17 protein-coding genes are annotated in these 16,767 nt (G+C 54.8%); 5 read left to right on the top strand and 12 right to left on the bottom strand.

Annotated features, from left to right (window positions below; all coding sequences use genetic code 11):
• Positions 1-4 precede the first annotated feature (4 nt).
• From fabD to yceD, 5 genes are read right to left on the bottom strand one after another with little or no spacing between them, the layout of a single operon-like run.
• Entirely contained in the window at positions 5-934 is a 930-nt protein-coding gene (fabD, locus tag ACR6JA_RS01185) for an ACP S-malonyltransferase (protein WP_494493353.1), read from the bottom strand.
• A gap of 17 nt (positions 935-951) precedes the next feature.
• Entirely contained in the window at positions 952-1,905 is a 954-nt protein-coding gene (locus tag ACR6JA_RS01180) for a beta-ketoacyl-ACP synthase III (RefSeq protein ID WP_039291889.1), read from the bottom strand.
• 6 nt (positions 1,906-1,911) lie between these two features.
• The gene (gene plsX, locus ACR6JA_RS01175) at positions 1,912-2,946 is read right to left on the bottom strand and encodes a phosphate acyltransferase PlsX (protein WP_494493352.1); all 1,035 of its coding nucleotides are present in this window, start codon (positions 2,944-2,946) and stop codon (positions 1,912-1,914) included.
• Positions 2,947-2,958: 12 nt separating this feature from the next.
• On the bottom strand, positions 2,959-3,129 hold the full coding sequence (rpmF, locus tag ACR6JA_RS01170; protein WP_008453470.1) for a 50S ribosomal protein L32: 171 nt from the start codon (positions 3,127-3,129) through the stop codon (positions 2,959-2,961).
• 16 nt (positions 3,130-3,145) lie between these two features.
• Positions 3,146-3,667 (bottom strand): 23S rRNA accumulation protein YceD, encoded by a 522-nt coding sequence (yceD, locus tag ACR6JA_RS01165; protein ID WP_008453471.1) that lies wholly within the window; start codon positions 3,665-3,667, stop codon positions 3,146-3,148.
• A 232-nt stretch (positions 3,668-3,899) separates the two neighbouring features.
• On the opposite strand from yceD, the gene ACR6JA_RS01160 reads away from it, so the two are divergent.
• The gene (locus ACR6JA_RS01160; RefSeq protein ID WP_494493351.1) at positions 3,900-4,484 is read left to right on the top strand and encodes a Maf family protein; all 585 of its coding nucleotides are present in this window, start codon (positions 3,900-3,902) and stop codon (positions 4,482-4,484) included.
• A gap of 34 nt (positions 4,485-4,518) precedes the next feature.
• Here the strand turns inward: ACR6JA_RS01160 and rluC are convergent, their stop codons facing one another.
• Positions 4,519-5,472, bottom strand: a complete 954-nt coding sequence (gene rluC / locus ACR6JA_RS01155) for a 23S rRNA pseudouridine(955/2504/2580) synthase RluC (protein WP_166876534.1) — start codon at positions 5,470-5,472, stop codon at positions 4,519-4,521.
• A gap of 569 nt (positions 5,473-6,041) precedes the next feature.
• On the opposite strand from rluC, the gene rne reads away from it, so the two are divergent.
• The 4 genes from rne to ACR6JA_RS01135 all read left to right on the top strand — a co-directional run bounded on the left by rne (position 6,042) and on the right by ACR6JA_RS01135 (position 10,350).
• On the top strand, positions 6,042-9,290 hold the full coding sequence (gene rne, locus ACR6JA_RS01150; RefSeq protein ID WP_494493350.1) for a ribonuclease E: 3,249 nt from the start codon (positions 6,042-6,044) through the stop codon (positions 9,288-9,290).
• Between the two features lie 175 nt (positions 9,291-9,465).
• Positions 9,466-9,795 carry a TehB family protein gene (locus ACR6JA_RS01145; protein ID WP_008453477.1) on the top strand — a complete coding sequence of 110 codons (330 nt, stop codon included), beginning with the start codon at positions 9,466-9,468 and terminating at the stop codon, positions 9,793-9,795.
• 16 nt (positions 9,796-9,811) lie between these two features.
• Positions 9,812-10,168 carry a TehB family protein gene (locus tag ACR6JA_RS01140; protein WP_494493349.1) on the top strand — a complete coding sequence of 119 codons (357 nt, stop codon included), beginning with the start codon at positions 9,812-9,814 and terminating at the stop codon, positions 10,166-10,168.
• Entirely contained in the window at positions 10,168-10,350 is a 183-nt protein-coding gene (locus ACR6JA_RS01135; protein ID WP_008453480.1) for a DUF1869 domain-containing protein, read from the top strand. The genes ACR6JA_RS01140 and ACR6JA_RS01135 overlap by 1 nt, the downstream gene beginning before the upstream one ends.
• 86 nt (positions 10,351-10,436) lie before the next feature.
• On the opposite strand, the gene flgL is transcribed toward ACR6JA_RS01135, so the two are convergent.
• The 6 genes from flgL to flgG form a co-directional block, all read right to left on the bottom strand.
• Complete coding sequence (gene flgL / locus ACR6JA_RS01130) at positions 10,437-11,405, bottom strand: flagellar hook-associated protein FlgL (RefSeq protein WP_213716323.1); 969 nt, start codon at positions 11,403-11,405, stop codon at positions 10,437-10,439.
• Positions 11,406-11,419: 14 nt separating this feature from the next.
• The gene (gene flgK / locus ACR6JA_RS01125; RefSeq protein WP_213716324.1) at positions 11,420-13,075 is read right to left on the bottom strand and encodes a flagellar hook-associated protein FlgK; all 1,656 of its coding nucleotides are present in this window, start codon (positions 13,073-13,075) and stop codon (positions 11,420-11,422) included.
• 75 nt (positions 13,076-13,150) lie between these two features.
• On the bottom strand, positions 13,151-14,095 hold the full coding sequence (gene flgJ, locus ACR6JA_RS01120) for a flagellar assembly peptidoglycan hydrolase FlgJ (protein ID WP_494493348.1): 945 nt from the start codon (positions 14,093-14,095) through the stop codon (positions 13,151-13,153).
• Complete coding sequence (locus ACR6JA_RS01115) at positions 14,095-15,192, bottom strand: flagellar basal body P-ring protein FlgI (RefSeq protein ID WP_008453489.1); 1,098 nt, start codon at positions 15,190-15,192, stop codon at positions 14,095-14,097. Before ACR6JA_RS01115 ends, flgJ begins: the two co-directional genes overlap by 1 nt.
• An 11-nt stretch (positions 15,193-15,203) precedes the next feature.
• A complete protein-coding gene (locus tag ACR6JA_RS01110) occupies positions 15,204-15,899 on the bottom strand; it encodes a flagellar basal body L-ring protein FlgH (RefSeq protein ID WP_213716337.1) in 696 nt (231 codons plus the stop codon).
• Between the two features lie 55 nt (positions 15,900-15,954).
• Complete coding sequence (gene flgG / locus ACR6JA_RS01105; protein ID WP_039291854.1) at positions 15,955-16,737, bottom strand: flagellar basal-body rod protein FlgG; 783 nt, start codon at positions 16,735-16,737, stop codon at positions 15,955-15,957.
• Positions 16,738-16,767: the final 30 nt, after the last annotated feature.

The following is a 16,767-nucleotide window of genomic DNA, read 5'->3' as shown; positions in this document are numbered from 1 at the left end:
CGTTTTATTGTTCAAGCGCCGCTGACAGCGTTGCAGGCTCATTAATGGCCGTTGCCGTCATGGTGTCAACAATACGTTTGGTCAGCCCGGTCAATACTTTACCCGGACCCACTTCCAGCAGTTGGGAAACGCCCTGTGCCGCCATAAACTCTACGGATTTAGTCCACTGGACAGGGCTATAGAGCTGACGTACCAGCGCGCTACGGATAGCGTCTGCTGCGGTTTCACACTTCACGTCAACGTTGTTCACAACCGGAATTACCGGTGCGTTAAAGGTGATATTTTCCAGCGCTACCGCCAGCTTATCCGCCGCAGGTTTCATTAGCGCGCAGTGGGACGGCACGCTAACCGGCAATGGCAGAGCACGTTTTGCGCCCGCTGCTTTACACGCAGCGCCTGCACGCTCAACGGCGTCTTTGTTACCCGCGATCACAACCTGGCCCGGAGAGTTAAAGTTCACCGGAGAAACAACCTGCCCCTGCGCTGACTCTTCACAAGCTTTGGCAATAGAAGCATCGTCCAGACCGATAATGGCAGACATCGCGCCAGTCCCTTCCGGAACGGCATCCTGCATCAGTTTGCCGCGCAGCTCAACCAGGCGAACAGCATCGGCAAAATCAATTACGCCAGCACACACCAGCGCGGAATACTCGCCCAGGCTATGGCCTGCTAACAGCGCAGGTGCTTTACCGCCCTGCTGCTGCCAAACGCGCCACAAAGCGATGGAAGCCGTCAACAGAGCCGGCTGAGTCTGCCAGGTTTTGTTCAGCTCTTCCGCTGGCCCTTGCTGCGTCAGCGTCCACAGGTCATAGCCCAGCGCGTCAGAGGCTTCGCGGAACGTGGCTTCAATCACCGGATAGCTTGCCGCGAGATCGGCCAGCATGCCAACGGACTGGGAACCCTGTCCCGGAAACACCATAGCAAATTGCGTCATGTCGAAAATTCCTTTAATCAAAAACGAACCAGTGCAGAGCCCCAGGTGAAACCGCCCCCGAACGCTTCCAGCAGCACCAGCTGACCGCGTTTAATACGGCCATCGCGTACCGCTTCATCCAGCGCAGCCGGGACGGATGCAGCAGAGGTATTGCCATGGCGATCCAGGGTCACGACGACATTATCCATCGGCATACCGAGCTTCTTCGCGGTCGCGCTGATGATGCGCAGGTTAGCCTGATGCGGTACCAGCCAGTCGAGCGCGGTGCGATCGAGGTTATTCGCAGCCAGGGTTTCGTCGACGATATGAGCCAGTTCGGTCACCGCGACTTTAAACACTTCGTTCCCGGCCATCGTCAGGTGAACTGAATTCTCAGGATTCACGCGATCGACGTTCGGCAGCGTCAGCAGATCGCCATAGCTACCGTCTGCGTGCAGATGGGTAGAAATGATACCAGGCTCTTCAGACGCCCCTAGCACAACGGCGCCCGCGCCGTCGCCAAAAATAATAATGGTACTGCGATCTTCAGGATCGCAGGTACGTGCCAGAACATCGGCCCCGATAACCAGCGCATTTTTCACTGCGCCAGATTTCACGTACTGATCGGCAATGCTTAACGCGTAGGTAAAGCCTGCGCATGCCGCCGCCACATCAAACGCCGGACAGCCTTTAATTCCCAGCATCGCCTGAATCTGACAGGCTGCGCTTGGGAAAGCGTGCGTGGAAGAGGTTGTCGCTACAACAATCAGGCCGATGTCATTTTTATCAATGCCGGCCATGTCCAGTGCATGAAGCGCGGCTTCATAACCCATGGTTGAAACGGTTTCATTCGGGCCCGCAATACGACGCTCGCGAATACCAGTCCGGGTGACAATCCACTCGTCGGTCGTATCAACCATTTTTTCCAGGTCAGCGTTAGTACGCACTTGTTCAGGCAGGAAACTGCCGGTACCAATAATCTTCGTATGCATTTACGCTCAGTCACTCTTGGGTAATACAGATTCCAGGCGGGCAGCAATTCTGGTGGGAACTTGCCGCCGCACCGCCTGCACTGCCTGTTCAATCGCGACAGCAAACGCTCGCTGATTGGCCGCACCGTGGCTCTTAATCACCGTGCCGCGCAATCCTAACAGACAGGCGCCATTATACTGGTCGGGGTTGAGGTGACCGAATCGCCTTATCAGACGCTTTTGTAGCCACTTCTTCAATATTATCAGCCACCACGACCTTTTTTTTCCTTCCCCCTGCGATTTGAGCAGTGAAAGGAACATCCTGACAACACCTTCCATCGTCTTGAGTGTGACGTTGCCGACAAAACCGTCACAGACCAGAACGTCCGTCTTGCCCGTGAGCAATTCGTTGGCCTCAAGGTATCCAATATAGTTCAATGAAGGCATTGTTTTTAATAATGCAGAGGCATCGCGGATACTGTCCAGCCCCTTCGTCTCTTCTTCGCCGATATTTAGCAGCGCAACGCGCGGGCGAGAAATACCCAATACTTCTTCGGCCATTACGGAACCCATAATGGCAAACTGCACCAGCATCGTGCTGTCGCAGTCAACATTGGCGCCGAGATCAAGCACCACCGTTTTACCTTTTTGCTGATGCGGTAATACCGTCATCAGCGCCGGGCGCTCTATTCCGTCTATCGGCTTGAGCAGTAACTTCGCAAGCCCCATCAGCGCACCGGTATTCCCGGCACTGACGCAAGCCTCTGCCCGCCCTTCTTTAACCAACTCCAGCGCAACGCGCATTGACGATCCCCGGCTGGCACGGATCGCCTGAGAAGGTCTGGCATCACTGGCAATAACCGATTCCGCAGGAATAATCTGCAGACGTGAGCGTTGCTCGAAATCAGCTTTGGCAAGTAATGGCGTGATTGCGTCGGGATTGCCGACTAAAAGAAGATTAAGCGAAGAGTTAGAGTCCAGTGCCTGCAAAGCTGCAGGCACTGTCACGGAAGGACCGAAGTCCCCACCCATGGCATCTAACGCTAGGGTTAGACGTCTCAAGGTTGCGCCAGATTACTTAGCGATAACCTTGCGGCCGCGGTAGAAACCGTCGGCAGTGATGTGGTGACGCAGATGAGTTTCGCCAGAAACTTTGTCCACGGACAGGGTGGCGGTGGTCAGCGCGTCATGGGAACGACGCATGCCACGTTTGGAACGGGTTGGTTTATTCTGTTGTACGGCCATGGACCTTACTCCTCAATTACTTACGCTTTAAACTGGCTAATACGGCAAATGGGTTTGGTTTTTCCGCCTCTGGAGGCAGTTCGCCAAAGACCATGTCCGCCTCGGACACTTCACAGTGTTCAGAATCATGCACCGGAACTACAGGCAGGGAGAGGATAACTTCATCTTCCACCAGCGCCCGCAGATCGATTTCACCGAATTCGTTAACCTCAATCGGCTCATACGCTTCCGGGAGTGCTTCAGCCTGTTCGTCAGAGCGGACCGGACTGAAACAATACGTTGTGTGAACATGATGCACAAACGGTTTCCCGCAACGCTGGCATTCGAGCGTTACCGTCACCTTTGCATCGCCGGTCAAGACCGCGAGGCGCTGGTTATCGATAGCGAATCTCATGGAGCATTCTACATCAGTATCCACACTGACTACAGACTCGGCGATACGCTCAACCTGATCGGAAGCATACACTCCTTCGTAATCAAGGCGTTTTTGAGCCGTACGAACCGGATCAAGAGTCAGGGGTAATTTTACCTTTTGCATAGGGCGCGCATATTAACTTTGTAACGTCATAGAGTCAAAGAAAAAGGCCTGGAAACAGCGCCTTTTGCCATTTCTACCCTAAATAGTTTAAGTTGCAGGCAGACGCCCAGCTCAGCTAAGTGAGCACAGGTAACGCTCCTGCGGCTTAAAATATGACGGGTATATTCGCACACATTGCGGTGGCACAGTTTAAAATGCCTTCATCCAATTCGCTATCTTTAATGAAAAAAATATGAAACCGATTGTTCTGGCTTCCACCTCCCCCTTTCGCCGCAGCCTGCTTGAAAAGCTCGGCATGTCTTTCATCACTGCGTCACCAGAGGTCGATGAGACGCCATACCCGGGAGAAGATGCACGCCATTTAGTGACCCGTCTCGCCCAGGCCAAAGCGCAGGCATTAAAAGAACGCTTCCCGTGCCACCTTATTATCGGTTCCGATCAGGTTTGTGTTCTGAATAACCACATCACGGGAAAACCACACACGGTAGAGAATGCCGTACAGCAGCTGATGCTGGCCCGGGGCACTATCGTGACCTTTTATACCGGGCTGGCTCTGTATAATTCTGCCAACGGGCAGCTACAAACGCTGTGCGAGCCTTTTGATGTTCATTTTCGTCATTTGACGGAGGATGAAATTCGCCGCTACGTGCAAAAAGAGCAGCCACTCAACTGTGCCGGGAGTTTTAAAAGCGAAGGATTGGGCATCACGCTGTTTGAAAGGCTTGAGGGGAAAGATCCCAATACGTTAATCGGACTGCCGCTCATCAGCCTGTGCGAAATGCTGCGCAACGAAGACTGTAACCCGCTGCTGGCGTAATAAAAAATGCTCCGTCAAAACGGAGCATTTTTCTTTATTTAGCGTTGCGTAAAACCTGCAGGCAGCGCTTTAACTGATCGTCCAGCGGCGCTTCGATGCGAATCACCTCCCCGGTATTCGGGTGGGTAAACTTCAGCGCGGCAGCGTGGAGGAACAGACGGTTGAGCCCGGTGCCCGCAAGCTGCTTATCAAACTCGCGGTCACCGTAACGATCGTCAAAGGCGATCGGATGGCCCGCGTGGAGAGTATGCACACGAATTTGGTGCGTACGCCCGGTAACCGGACTGCAGCGTACTAGCGTCGCGAACTCGTAGCGCTCTTCCACCTTGAAGCGAGTCTCAGAAGGCTTGCCTTCACTATTCACTCTCACGATGCGCTCACCGCTTTGCAGGATATTTTTCAACAGCGGCGCCTGCACGACTTTTACGTGCGACTGCCATTGCCCGCGCACCAGCGCAAGGTAATCCTTCTGCATGCCTTTATCGCGCAGTTGTTCATGAAGCGAGCGTAGCGCAGAGCGTTTTTTAGCGACCAGCAGAACGCCGGACGTATCGCGGTCAAGGCGATGCACAAGCTCAAGGAAGCGCGCTTCCGGGCGCAGGGCGCGCAGCCCTTCAATCACCCCGAAGCTCAGGCCGCTACCGCCGTGTACCGCCGTACCGGAAGGCTTGTTTAGCACCAGAATGTGGTCGTCTTCATAAAGAATGACATCGGTCAGCGCAGCGACTTTTTGCAAATGCGGAGAAACGGCTTCTTCTTCACGCTCGGCAACGCGCACCGGCGGAATGCGCACTTCATCGCCTGCTTCAAGTTTGTACTCTGGCTTGATGCGTTTTTTATTTACCCGCACTTCACCTTTGCGCACGATGCGATAAATCATGCTTTTTGGCACGCCTTTCAGGCGGGCGAGCAAAAAGTTGTCGATACGCTGCCCGGCCTCATCGGCGGAAATTGCAACGATTTTTACTGATGGAGTCTCTGTTTTCATGGTCGGCGATTCTAAATAGCCCTGGCGCATAGCGCCACTCATTTTTATGTGCTTAACTGACAATCGGTTCTGTTTTAAACCGTCCAGACCGCCTTTTTTCATCCCCTTTGTGGCGAGGTTAAAATAGCGGTTAAAAAACTGTAAGAAACAGGACGCTAATAGCAAAAGTCATCTTGCTATAACAAGGTTAGCAGTGGAATAATGTTGCGGTTTTCCGTGTTGAATCTTGTTAGAACAAGAAAGTTTGCGGAATACCCATTTTGCCTGAACGTCCATCCACGCAGCAATGGCGTAAGACGTATTGTACTTTCAGGCAGTTAGCGGGCTGCGGGTTGCAGCCTGACCGGTAATATGGAATCAACTCTTAAGAAATATTCTAAGGTTATTCCCACGATAATTGCGCTGTATTTCCGTATGAAATACAGGCAACCGACACTTTGCGCCTCTCAGCAAACGACAACCGTGAGGTTGGCGACACGCGTTTAGTCACGAGGCCATCGGTTCACTCCCGGTTAGCGTCACCATGCCCGCAGCTCTGTCGCCAATGTAAGAATAATGAGTAAGTTACGATGAAAAGAATGTTAATTAACGCAACTCAGCAAGAAGAGTTGCGTGTCGCCCTTGTAGATGGGCAACGTCTGTACGATCTGGATATTGAAAGCCCAGGGCACGAACAGAAAAAAGCAAACATCTATAAAGGCAAAATCACCCGTATTGAACCAAGTCTGGAAGCGGCGTTTGTTGATTATGGCGCAGAAAGACACGGTTTCCTCCCTCTGAAAGAGATCGCTCGCGAATACTTCCCTTCGAACTACGCTTCCCACGGTCGCCCAAACATTAAAGATGTTCTGCGCGAAGGCCAGGAAGTGATCGTCCAGATTGATAAAGAAGAACGCGGTAACAAAGGCGCAGCCTTAACCACCTTTATCAGCCTTGCTGGCAGCTATCTGGTTCTGATGCCAAACAACCCTCGCGCCGGCGGCATTTCTCGTCGTATCGAAGGTGATGACCGTACCGAATTAAAAGAAGCGCTTTCTTCCCTTGAACTGCCGGACGGTATGGGTCTTATCGTACGTACCGCAGGCGTGGGCAAATCTGCAGAAGCACTGCAGTGGGATCTGAGCTTCCGCCTGAAGCACTGGGAAGCCATTCAGAAAGCCGCTGAAAACCGCCCTGCTCCGTTCCTGATTCACCAGGAGAGCAACGTTATTGTTCGCGCCTTCCGCGACTACCTGCGCCAGGACATCGGCGAAATCCTGATAGACAACCCGAAAGTGCTTGAGCTGGCTCGCCAGCACATCGCTGCCCTGGGTCGCCCGGATTTCAGCAGCAAAATTAAGCTCTACACCGGTGAAATTCCGCTGTTCAGCCACTATCAGATTGAGTCGCAGATTGAGTCCGCCTTCCAGCGCGAAGTCCGTCTGCCGTCTGGCGGTTCTATCGTTATTGATACTACCGAGGCCTTGACCGCCATCGACATCAACTCCGCGCGTGCAACCCGCGGCGGCGACATCGAAGAAACCGCTTTCAACACTAACCTTGAAGCGGCCGATGAAATTGCCCGTCAGTTGCGCCTGCGTGATCTCGGCGGCCTGATCGTTATCGACTTCATCGACATGACGCCGGTTCGCCACCAGCGCGCGGTTGAAAACCGCCTGCGTGAAGCCGTGCGTCAAGACAGAGCCCGCATCCAGATCAGCCATATCTCACGTTTCGGCCTGCTGGAAATGTCGCGTCAGCGTCTGAGCCCTTCTCTTGGTGAGTCCAGCCACCACGTCTGCCCTCGCTGTAGCGGTACCGGCACCATTCGCGATAACGAATCCCTGTCGCTCTCCATTCTGCGTCTGATTGAAGAAGAAGCGCTGAAAGAGAACACCAAAGAAGTTCACGCCATTGTTCCTGTGCCAATCGCCTCTTACCTGCTGAACGAAAAACGTGATGCAGTAAGCGCCATTGAGAAACGCCAGGGCGGCGTGCGCGCGATTATCGTGCCAAACGATCAGATGGAAACCCCGCACTACTCCGTACTCCGCGTGCGTAAAGGCGAAGAAACCCAGACGCTGAGCTACATGCTGCCTAAGCTGCATGAAGAAGAGATGGCGGTGCCGTCTGACGAAGAGTACACCGAGCGTAAGCGCCCTGAGCAGCCTGCACTGGCCACCTTTGTCATGCCGGAAGTGCCACCTGCGCCACAGGAAACCACGGCGGAGAAACCTGCTGTTGTCGCCGCGAAACCAGCCGCTCAGCCAAAAGCTGGTGCCGCTGCACAGCCGGGCCTGGTTAGCCGCTTCTTCTCTGCACTGAAAAAACTCTTCGCCGGCGACACCTCTGCCGCTGAAGTGAAAGAAGTGAAGGAAGAGAAAGCGACCGACTCTGAAAATCCGCGTCAGGATCGTCGTAACAATAACCGCCGTCAGAACAACCGCCGCGATCGTGGCGATCGCAATGACCGTGGGGACCGTAACAACCGCGATCGCGACAACCGTGATAATCGCAACAGCCGCGATGACCGCAACAATGAAGCCCGTGAAGCTCGCGAACCGCGTGAAGGCCGTGACGACAATCGTCGCAACCGTCGTAACGGTCAACAGCAAAATGCGGAAGTCCGTGAATCACGCCAGAACGTTGTTGCTGCCGTTGACGATGCTGAAAAACAGCAGAAGTCCCGTGACGAGCAACAGCCACGTCGCGAGCGTAACCGCCGTCGCTCTGATGAAAAACGTCAGGCACAGCAGGAAGTCAAAGCACTGCAGCAGGACAATGTTGTCGAGCAGGATGCCGAGCAGGAAGAACGCACTCAGGTTATGCAGCGCCGTAAACCGCGCCAGCTGAGCCAGAAAGTTCGCTTTGAATCTGCCGATGCTCCTGCAGTAGAAGAAACTCAGGTTGTGCAGGCAAGCACCGAGCAGGCACCGATTGCACTGCCTGCGGTTGTAGAAGCGCCGGTAAATGCAGAACAGCAGGATGAAAACGGTGAAAACCGCGATACTGCCGGTATGCCGCGTCGTTCACGTCGCTCTCCTCGTCACCTGCGTGTCAGCGGCCAGCGCCGTCGTCGCTATCGTGATGAGCGTTACCCGGCGGTATCCCCGATGCCACTGGCAGCAGCATGCGCCTCTCCAGAGCTGGCATCCGGGAAAGTGTTCATCACCTACCCTGTTGCCCGTCCACACGATCAGCTTGCTCAGGAAGAGGCGTTCCAGGCTCACGAAGATGTTCAGCACGTTAACGTCGCTGAGGCTGCAGCAGTAGAAGCCCCTGTTGAAGACGGCCTGGTCATCGAGCCGGTGAAAGCGGTGGAAACCGTTATTGAACCTGCCGTGGTGGAAACAGCTCATCCAGAAGTGATTGAAGCACCGGTGGCTGAACAGTCGGAGCCGGTTGCCGAAGTGGATGAAGCGCCTGTCGCAGAGATCGTGGCACAGGTTTCGCCTGCAGAGGAAGAAACTGCTCAAGCGATCGCAGAAGTCAACGAACCAGCGCCGGTAGCGGCAGAAGCTCCAGCGATTGAAGAAGCTCCAGCGATTGAAGAGACTCCAGCGGTTGAAGAAGCGCCGGTTGCAGTAGTTGAAGAGGTAAAACCTGTTGTGGAAGCAGCGCCTGTGACGCCGGAGGTTAACACCGAATCTTCTGTTGCCGCTAAGCACGCCACGGCGCCAATGACCCGCGCTCCGGCTCCGGAATACACGCCTGAAGCGCCTCGCCAAAGCGACTGGGTTCGCCCGGACTTCGGCTTCAGCGGGAAAGGCTCTGCCGGCGGGCACAGCGCCAGCCACCAGGCTACAGCGCCAGCCACTCGCCCACAAAGCGTGGAGTAATCTTCAGCGCTAAGTCAAAAGCCGGTCACCTGACCGGCTTTTTTATTTCCCCAGTCTGATCGATAAGCGAAACAATCGCCAACCAATAAGATGCATTTAAAATGCACTTTATGATAAACACTATGGCTAATTGTATGATGTAATGCTTGCAGAACTTATTGAGGAGAAACGCACCATGCTCCCTGTACCGCAGAACTGCATTCACACCCGCTCTTCTCCCTTCTGGGATAAAAACTCCGCCCCCGCGGGCCTGTTTCAGCGACATCTCGATAAAGGCACGCGCCCCGGCGTGTACCCTCGCCTGAGCGTCATGCAAGGGAAGGTTCGCTACCTGGGCTATGCCGATGCCACCTCGCCAGAGCCAGAAACAGAACTGATTGTTGAAGCGGGTCACTTCGGCGTATTCCCGCCAGAGAAATGGCATCACCTCGAGCTGCTCACCGACGACGCCGTCTTTAACATCGACTTTTTTGTCGCCCCGGAAGTGCTCCGCTCCATGTCATGACAGAAGGAATCTAATTATGCTGACTATTCCCAAAAACTATCTACATACCCGCGCCACGCCGTTCTGGACTAAAGAGACCGCCCCTGCCGCTTTATTTACCCACCACAACACCAAAGCGGGCGTCTTTGGCCGCCTCTCAGTGATGCAGGGCGCAGTGAAATATTTTGGTTTTCCCGACGCCGATTCAGCTACACCCGACGTGGAAATCGTTATTGAGGCCGGCGCCTTTGCTATTTCTCCGCCGCAGAAGTGGCACCGCATTGAGCTTCTGACCGACGACACTTACTTCAATATCGACTTCTTCGCCTCTCCTGAAGCGAAACTGGAAGGCAACGGCCTGGGTAAAGTGGTTAACAGTCAGAGGCACTCATAATGGGCAAAGCAACTTATACCGTCAGCGTCACCAACAACAGCAACGGCGTCTCGGTCGACTATGAGACCGAAACGCCAATGACGCTCCTTATCCCGGACGTCGCTGCCGAAGTGGTCAAAGAGCTGGTCAACACCGTCCGCGCTTATGACACGGAAGACGAACACGAAGTTTGCGGCTGGTGAAATACACAAAAAAAAGCCCGCTCCGGGGTGCGGAAGCGGGCATATAAAGCGCGTTCAGTTTCATAACGCGCCCAAAACGTTAAAGACTATCGGCTATTCATCTGGAAAAGCGACATGCCTTGCAAATCGGTGAAGACTTTATAAGAAGCCTGGAGCGCAGCCTGCTGCTGAACATAGTTAGAGACGGTTGACGTCCAGTCGGCGCCGACCAGTTGACTCATCTGGTCAGTTTGCGCCAGCGCTCTTTCATTACCGAGGTCATCCAGTTTGCTCAGCTCATTAAGCTGGGTACCTAACTCAGCGCGCACGGTGGACACATTGCTCAGGGCATTGCTCAGCCCACGGTTTGTTTTCGCGACAGCCGCATCAAGGGCTTTCTTACCTGCGTCGTCCAACCCGGCCGTTGGCGTTTTCAAGGCCGCGATAGCAGAGTCCAGCATATTAAAGATGTTGGTCTCGCTCGGCGAACCATCGGGTTCCGGCGTGGCGTTACTGGAGATGCGGTTGAAAACATCATTGCCGGTATGACCAATCGTCATGGTCCGGGCGGTGTCAACCTGCTGGGTAATTGGAAGCGTTCCGCCCTGATAGGTGATGCTACCTGCCCCACCGGTAAAAGGCGCGGCTTCCGTTTTGTAACCAGCGAAAATATAACGACCGTTCCCGTCGGTACTGTTCGCCAAGTTCAGTATTTGGTTGCGAATACCTTCGAGGTCGGTAGCCAATGAAGCACGATCGTCATCACTCAACGTTCCGCTGCTGGCTGCATAAACAACTTTTTCCTGGGCGCTTTGTATTGAGGAGACCGTCTGTTGCAAAACGCTCTCTTCCAGCGAAACCTTCTGGGTCGCAAAAGTACGCGCCAGTTTGTACTGGTCATTCATAGACTGAGCCTGGGAAAGCACCACCGCCTGAGACGCTGCAACAGGATCGTCTGATGGCCGGTTAACGCGGTTACCGGTGCTCATCTGCTCGCCATAACTCAGCCATAAACTCTGCGCGTCGCTAATGCCGCGCATGTTCTGGTCATATAACATTTGGGTACTAATACGCATGACGCTGGCTCCCGTTAGCGAATGTTCAGCAACGCATCAAACAGCGTTGATGCAGTCTGAAGGACCTGGGCGTTAGCCATATAGTACTGCTGGTAACGCTGCAGGTTGCCATACTCTTCATCGAGGCTAACGCCTGAGATAGATTGCTGCTGCTTGGTGAGCTGCGTCACCACATTCCCCTGAGTCGTACTAGTCACTTTCAGACTTGCCGTTTTGTTACCCACGTCGCTGACCAGAGTGGCATACGCATCGTTGAACGACTTGTTGCCTTCTACCTGCTTGGAATTCTGCAGATCCAACATAGCCTGGGCGTTGCGGTTATCGCTCTTGCCGGCGGTAGGATCGCTTGCCAACGCCAGTTTCGACTCATCTTTCACGGCCAGGCTCATGTTCACTACCGCGTCGGATACCGGTTTAACGGTGAAGCTTTCGTTGTTAGCGGGCGTACCGCTCACGCCAACTTTCAGTCCGTCAAAATTCAGGCTGACGTTGCCACCTGCATCCGTGGTCGTACCTGGATTAATGTTGGCATTGTCCGACAGACGGGTCACTTTCCAGTTCCCGCCCACAAACTCAACCTTGTAATCGCTGGCCTGTATCTGCTTGCTGTCTGTGGTGGTCGCGGTGAGCTGGGTGCCGCTGGTATTGCGGCTGTTGCTCAACACGGTTGGGCCACCGACGGTAAACAGGTTGGTGCCTTTGTCGCCGTTGGCATCATAGCCCTGGGTGTGCTGGCTGTTCATGGCCGTCGCAAAGGCCTGAGCCATCTGGCCCAGACGGTTACGAGCGCTGTCCAAATCCTGAGTACGGAAGGTAAACAGTCCACCCAGAGAACCTGTATTCAGCTGGCTTTCTGGAATTTCCACTTTACCGGCAACCGGATCGACAAAAGCGACTGTCGTACGGGAAGGATCGGCGCTGGAGTTAACCGCCGCCAGTTGGTTAGCCGTGTCGCCCTGTACCAGGCTAATACCATTGCCGATAGATACGTTGTACGCACCGCCATCCTGCACGCTGACGTCAACGCCAACGATCTGATTTAGCTGGCTAACCAGCTGATCGCGCTGATCCAGCAGGTCATTTGGCGCTGAACCCGCGCCCACACCTTTCAGGCGTGAGATCTGGTCGTTCAGATTCGCAATTTGCTTAGCGTAGGTGTTGATTTGGTCCACGCTGCTGCTGATCGACAGGTTAACCTGCTTGTCCTGATCGCGCAGGTACTGGTCGGTGACCTTAAACTGGTTTACCAGACCATCCGCTTTGCCCAGCAACGCCTGACGAGCCGCAGGATCCTGAGCATTACTGGTCAGCGTCTGCAGGCCGGAGAAGAAGTCCTGCATGGTTTTTGACAGCGAGTTGGTCGTCCCGGACAGAATGTTGTCGATTTTTGACATCTGCTGATACTGGGTTGTCAGCCCGCTGCTTTGCGTCTGGGCCGCACGCAGCTGGTTAGTAATAAAGGAATCGTATTCACGCTGCACGCCGTTAACATACACGCCGTTGCCAATATAGCCGCCGCCGGTCAGGGTGCTTTTTGACTGGGACAGAATCGTCGTCTGGCGGGTATAACCGCTTACGTTATAGTTCGAAATGTTATTGCCGACGGTGCTTAATGCCGCCTGGGCAGCACTCAGGCCACTCATGGCGCTGTTTATCAGGCTATTGGACATGAAGGTTCCTTGATAGCGTGTGGTCAAAGGTTCTGCTACCTATTATCGGCAGCAGGCCACGGGACTTGAGTCTCTTCAGAACAAATTCGACAAATCAGTGCTGTAGGCTTTGGAAACCTTGTCGCTCATGGCTTTCAGCTGCTGGATCATGCCGGTCAACTTACGTGCGTAGTTTGGATCCGTGGCATAACCGGCGTTTTGCAGCGCCTGAGCGCCCTGCTCTGCGGAAGACGCATTCGTCACGGCAGCATAGCGCGGGTTTTTCGTCAGCAAGCCAACGTAGTCAGAAAGCGCTTCCAGGTAAGAGCTGTAAACGCGGAACTTCGCTTTCACCTTCTTCGCCTCACCGTTTTCAAATTCGGTGGTGGTGATTTCCGTCGTCGCTCCTTTCCAGCCCGGCGTTGCCTTAACGCCGAACAGGTTGAAGCTCGGTTCCCCTTTTTCAGTGCGGATCTGACGCTGGCCCCAGCCGGACTCCAGCGCAGCCTGCGCCAGAATCAGGTGGTGCGGAATGCCGCTGGCCTCACTGGCCAGACGCGCCGGCAGCGAGAGCTGCGCCAGGAAGTCTTTGCTGTCTCCGCTCATCGGCTCTTCATTAGAAGGCGCACGAGGCACGGCCTGACGCACCATTTGCGTTAGCGTCTGGTTCTGGTAGCTGGTGACCGTTTGCGGGTCGAGTTTCATCAGCACCTGACCTGCCGTTTCCGATGGCTCGACCTGCTCGTTACTCATTTGCTTAACCATCGCATCCGCCAGCCCCAGCCCTTTCGCACTCAGCTGTTGGGCTATCTGCTGGTCATACATACTGGTATACATGCGCGTGGACTCGCTGCTGAAAAGACCGTCTTTCGGCAGCGCCTCACGCATGCTTTTCAGCATCATCTGTACGAACATCCCTTCCACCTGATGAGCCACCTCTTTCAGGTTGCCCTTAGGATCTTGTCCGGCCTTCGCCTTTAAATCATTGAGCGAGTTGGCGTCAAACGCAGCATTAGCAAGTGAACGGGCGTCAGTCAGCATTAGATGATTTCCAGTTTTGCACGCAGGCAGCCTGCGCTTTGCATGGATTGCAGGATAGACATCAGATCGATAGGCGTGGCCCCCAGCGCATTTAGCGCACGGACGACATTATTCAGGTTGGCGCTGGAATTAACGCGCTGTACCGAGCCACCGCTCTGACGCAGGTCGATCTGCGTTTGCGGCGTCACCACGGTCTGGCCGCCGCCAAATGGCGTATTCGGCTGGCTGACCTGATTCTGACGGTTTACGGTCACCGACAGGTTCCCCTGCGCAACGGCGCAGTTATCCAGCGTCACTTCGCGGTTCATCACCACGGAACCCGTGCGAGAGTTGATCACCACGCGTGCATCCTGCACCGGCATACTCACTTCAAGGTTCTGGATATCCGCCAGCAGACGAACCTGAGAGCTACCGCCGCTTGGCACGCGGATTTGGATCGTACGGCCATCCAGCGCAGTTGCGCTGCCGAAGCCACGGGAGCGGTTAATGGTGTCGGTGATCCGCTGGGCCAGGCTGAAGTCATCATCGTTAAGCTGCAGGTTGAGGGTGTTGCCGTTGCCGAAAGTCCCGGCCAGCTCACGCTCTACAACCGCGCCGCCGGTGATACGCCCGCCGTTAAGCTGGTTCACCTGCACGCTGCTCCCACCGGCAGCAGCGCCCGCGCCACCCACCAGCACGTTACCCTGCGCCAGGGCATAAACCTGATTATCCACGCCTTTGAGCGGCGTCATTAAGAGAGTCCCGCCACGCAGGCTCTTCGCATTACCCATGGACGAAACAACAACATCAATGTTTTGCCCTGCTCGCGCGAACGCCGGGTATTTTGCCGTCACCATCACCGCTGCCACGTTTTTCAGCTGCATATTGGTGCCGGTCGGCACGGTAATGCCCAACTGGGAAAGCATGTTATTCAGGCTTTGGGTGGTAAACGGCGTTTGCGTCGTCTGGTCACCGGTGCCGTCCAGCCCAACCACCAGGCCATAGCCAATCAGGGAGTTTTCACGCACGCCCTGCACGGTGGTCAGATCGCGAATGCGGTCAGCTGATGCATAAGCCGCTGTCAGCAGCACAACCAACCCGAATAAATATTTAACCATAGTACCCTCGCTTACATCGGCGATACGTTAAGGAAGAAGCGCTGCAGCCAGCCCATATTCTGCGCTTCATTAATGTAGCCGTTACCGACATACTCAATTCGGGCATCCGCCACCTGGGTCGACGCAACGGTGTTGCTGCCGCTAATGGTGCGCGGGTTCACTACGCCAGAGAAGCGGATAAACTCCGTCCCCTGGTTGATGGCAATCTGTTTCTCACCTACGACGTGCAGGTTTCCGTTGGCCAGCACCTGATCGACCGTCACCGTCAGCGTGCCGCTGAAGGTGTTGCTGGCGTTGGCGCCGCCTTTACCGTTAAAGCCATTGCTGCCGGAAGCGTTCAGGTCAGCTTTCCCTCCTCCCAATAGCCCCGAAGCAAAAGTCGGGACCGTGTCGAAGCCGAGTGCCGATTTTCCATCGCGGCTGGCGTTCGCCGAGGAACTCTTACTGGCGCTGACGTTTTCCTGAAGCTGGATGGTCAGAGTGTCGCCGATATTACGTGGACGACGGTCTTCAAACAGCGGCTGATAGCCGTAGTTCATCGGCTGTGCGGTCTGGAATATTGATCCGTTAATCGTTGGCGAAGGACCAGGCACCGGCTGCGCGGTCGTGGCCCCTTCAACCAGCGGTTTACTAGGCACTAAGGCGCAGCCGCTTACGGCAAACACCAGACTCAGGAGAACAGGACGGAGCACCATTGGGTTTTGCATTGCTTTCATCTTCAGGTCACGGCAGCCGACGCGCTTTCACGCGCCGGCAAACGCCTTACATTTGCGTCAGTTTTTGCAGCATCTGGTCGGTGGTGCTGACCGCTTTGCTGTTGATTTCGTAGGCGCGCTGAACCTGGATCATGTTTACCAGCTCTTCAGCAACGTTTACGTTTGAGGTCTCAACATAGCCCTGATAGAGCAGACCTGCGCCGTTCAATCCCGGCGTGGAATCGTTTGGCGCACCGGATGCCTGCGTTTCGGTGTAAAGGTTTTCACCAATACTTTCCAGGCCAGTATCGTTCATAAAGGTCGTCAGGTTCAGCTGCCCTACCTGCACCGGCGCGGTCTGCCCTTGCAAAGTCGCGCTCACCACACCGTCACGGCCGATAGTCAGGCTCAGCGCGTTTGCCGGCACGGTAATCGCAGGCTGTACCTGGAAACCGCCCGCCGTCACCAGCTGTCCATTTTGGTCAACCTGGAAAGAACCGTCGCGCGTATAGGCGGCGGTACCGTCCGGCAGCAGAACCTGGAAGAAACCTTCACCTTTGATGGCCACATCTTTGCTGTTGTCCGTTTTAGACAGGTTGCCCTGGCTGTGCAGACGCTCGGTGGCCACCGGACGAACGCCGGTCCCGATCTGTAAACCGGACGGCAGCGTCGTCTGCTCAGAAGACTGAGCCCCCGGCTGGCGAATGGTTTGATAAAGCAAATCTTCAAACACGGCGCGTTGACGCTTGAAACCATTGGTGGAGACGTTTGCCAGGTTGTTGGCAATCACATCCATATTGGTTTGCTGTGCATCAAGGCCCGTTTTGGCGATCCATAAAGAATTGATCATGTTTGAATCCTGTAATAAGTAAGCCGGGCG

This window comes from Cedecea sp. B1(4), from assembly GCF_059414925.1.
Note: the sequence above shows the minus strand (reverse complement) of the source record. Positions and strands in the feature narration are given on the sequence as shown.

Excerpts from the sequence above, each read along its gene's own strand:
- fabD (WP_494493353.1), bottom strand. The coding sequence starts at position 934 with ATGACGCAATTTGCTATGGTGTTTCCGGGACAGGGTTCCCAGTCCGTT.
- ACR6JA_RS01180 (WP_039291889.1), bottom strand. The coding sequence starts at position 1,905 with ATGCATACGAAGATTATTGGTACCGGCAGTTTCCTGCCTGAACAAGTG.
- rpmF (WP_008453470.1), bottom strand. The coding sequence starts at position 3,129 with ATGGCCGTACAACAGAATAAACCAACCCGTTCCAAACGTGGCATGCGT.
- yceD (WP_008453471.1), bottom strand. The coding sequence starts at position 3,667 with ATGCAAAAGGTAAAATTACCCCTGACTCTTGATCCGGTTCGTACGGCT.
- ACR6JA_RS01160 (WP_494493351.1), top strand. The coding sequence starts at position 3,900 with ATGAAACCGATTGTTCTGGCTTCCACCTCCCCCTTTCGCCGCAGCCTG.
- rluC (WP_166876534.1), bottom strand. The coding sequence starts at position 5,472 with ATGAAAACAGAGACTCCATCAGTAAAAATCGTTGCAATTTCCGCCGAT.
- rne (WP_494493350.1), top strand. The coding sequence starts at position 6,042 with ATGAAAAGAATGTTAATTAACGCAACTCAGCAAGAAGAGTTGCGTGTC.
- ACR6JA_RS01145 (WP_008453477.1), top strand. The coding sequence starts at position 9,466 with ATGCTCCCTGTACCGCAGAACTGCATTCACACCCGCTCTTCTCCCTTC.
- ACR6JA_RS01140 (WP_494493349.1), top strand. The coding sequence starts at position 9,812 with ATGCTGACTATTCCCAAAAACTATCTACATACCCGCGCCACGCCGTTC.
- ACR6JA_RS01135 (WP_008453480.1), top strand. The coding sequence starts at position 10,168 with ATGGGCAAAGCAACTTATACCGTCAGCGTCACCAACAACAGCAACGGC.
- flgL (WP_213716323.1), bottom strand. The coding sequence starts at position 11,405 with ATGCGTATTAGTACCCAAATGTTATATGACCAGAACATGCGCGGCATT.
- flgK (WP_213716324.1), bottom strand. The coding sequence starts at position 13,075 with ATGTCCAATAGCCTGATAAACAGCGCCATGAGTGGCCTGAGTGCTGCC.
- flgJ (WP_494493348.1), bottom strand. The coding sequence starts at position 14,095 with ATGCTGACTGACGCCCGTTCACTTGCTAATGCTGCGTTTGACGCCAAC.
- ACR6JA_RS01115 (WP_008453489.1), bottom strand. The coding sequence starts at position 15,192 with ATGGTTAAATATTTATTCGGGTTGGTTGTGCTGCTGACAGCGGCTTAT.
- ACR6JA_RS01110 (WP_213716337.1), bottom strand. The coding sequence starts at position 15,899 with ATGCAAAACCCAATGGTGCTCCGTCCTGTTCTCCTGAGTCTGGTGTTT.
- flgG (WP_039291854.1), bottom strand. The coding sequence starts at position 16,737 with ATGATCAATTCTTTATGGATCGCCAAAACGGGCCTTGATGCACAGCAA.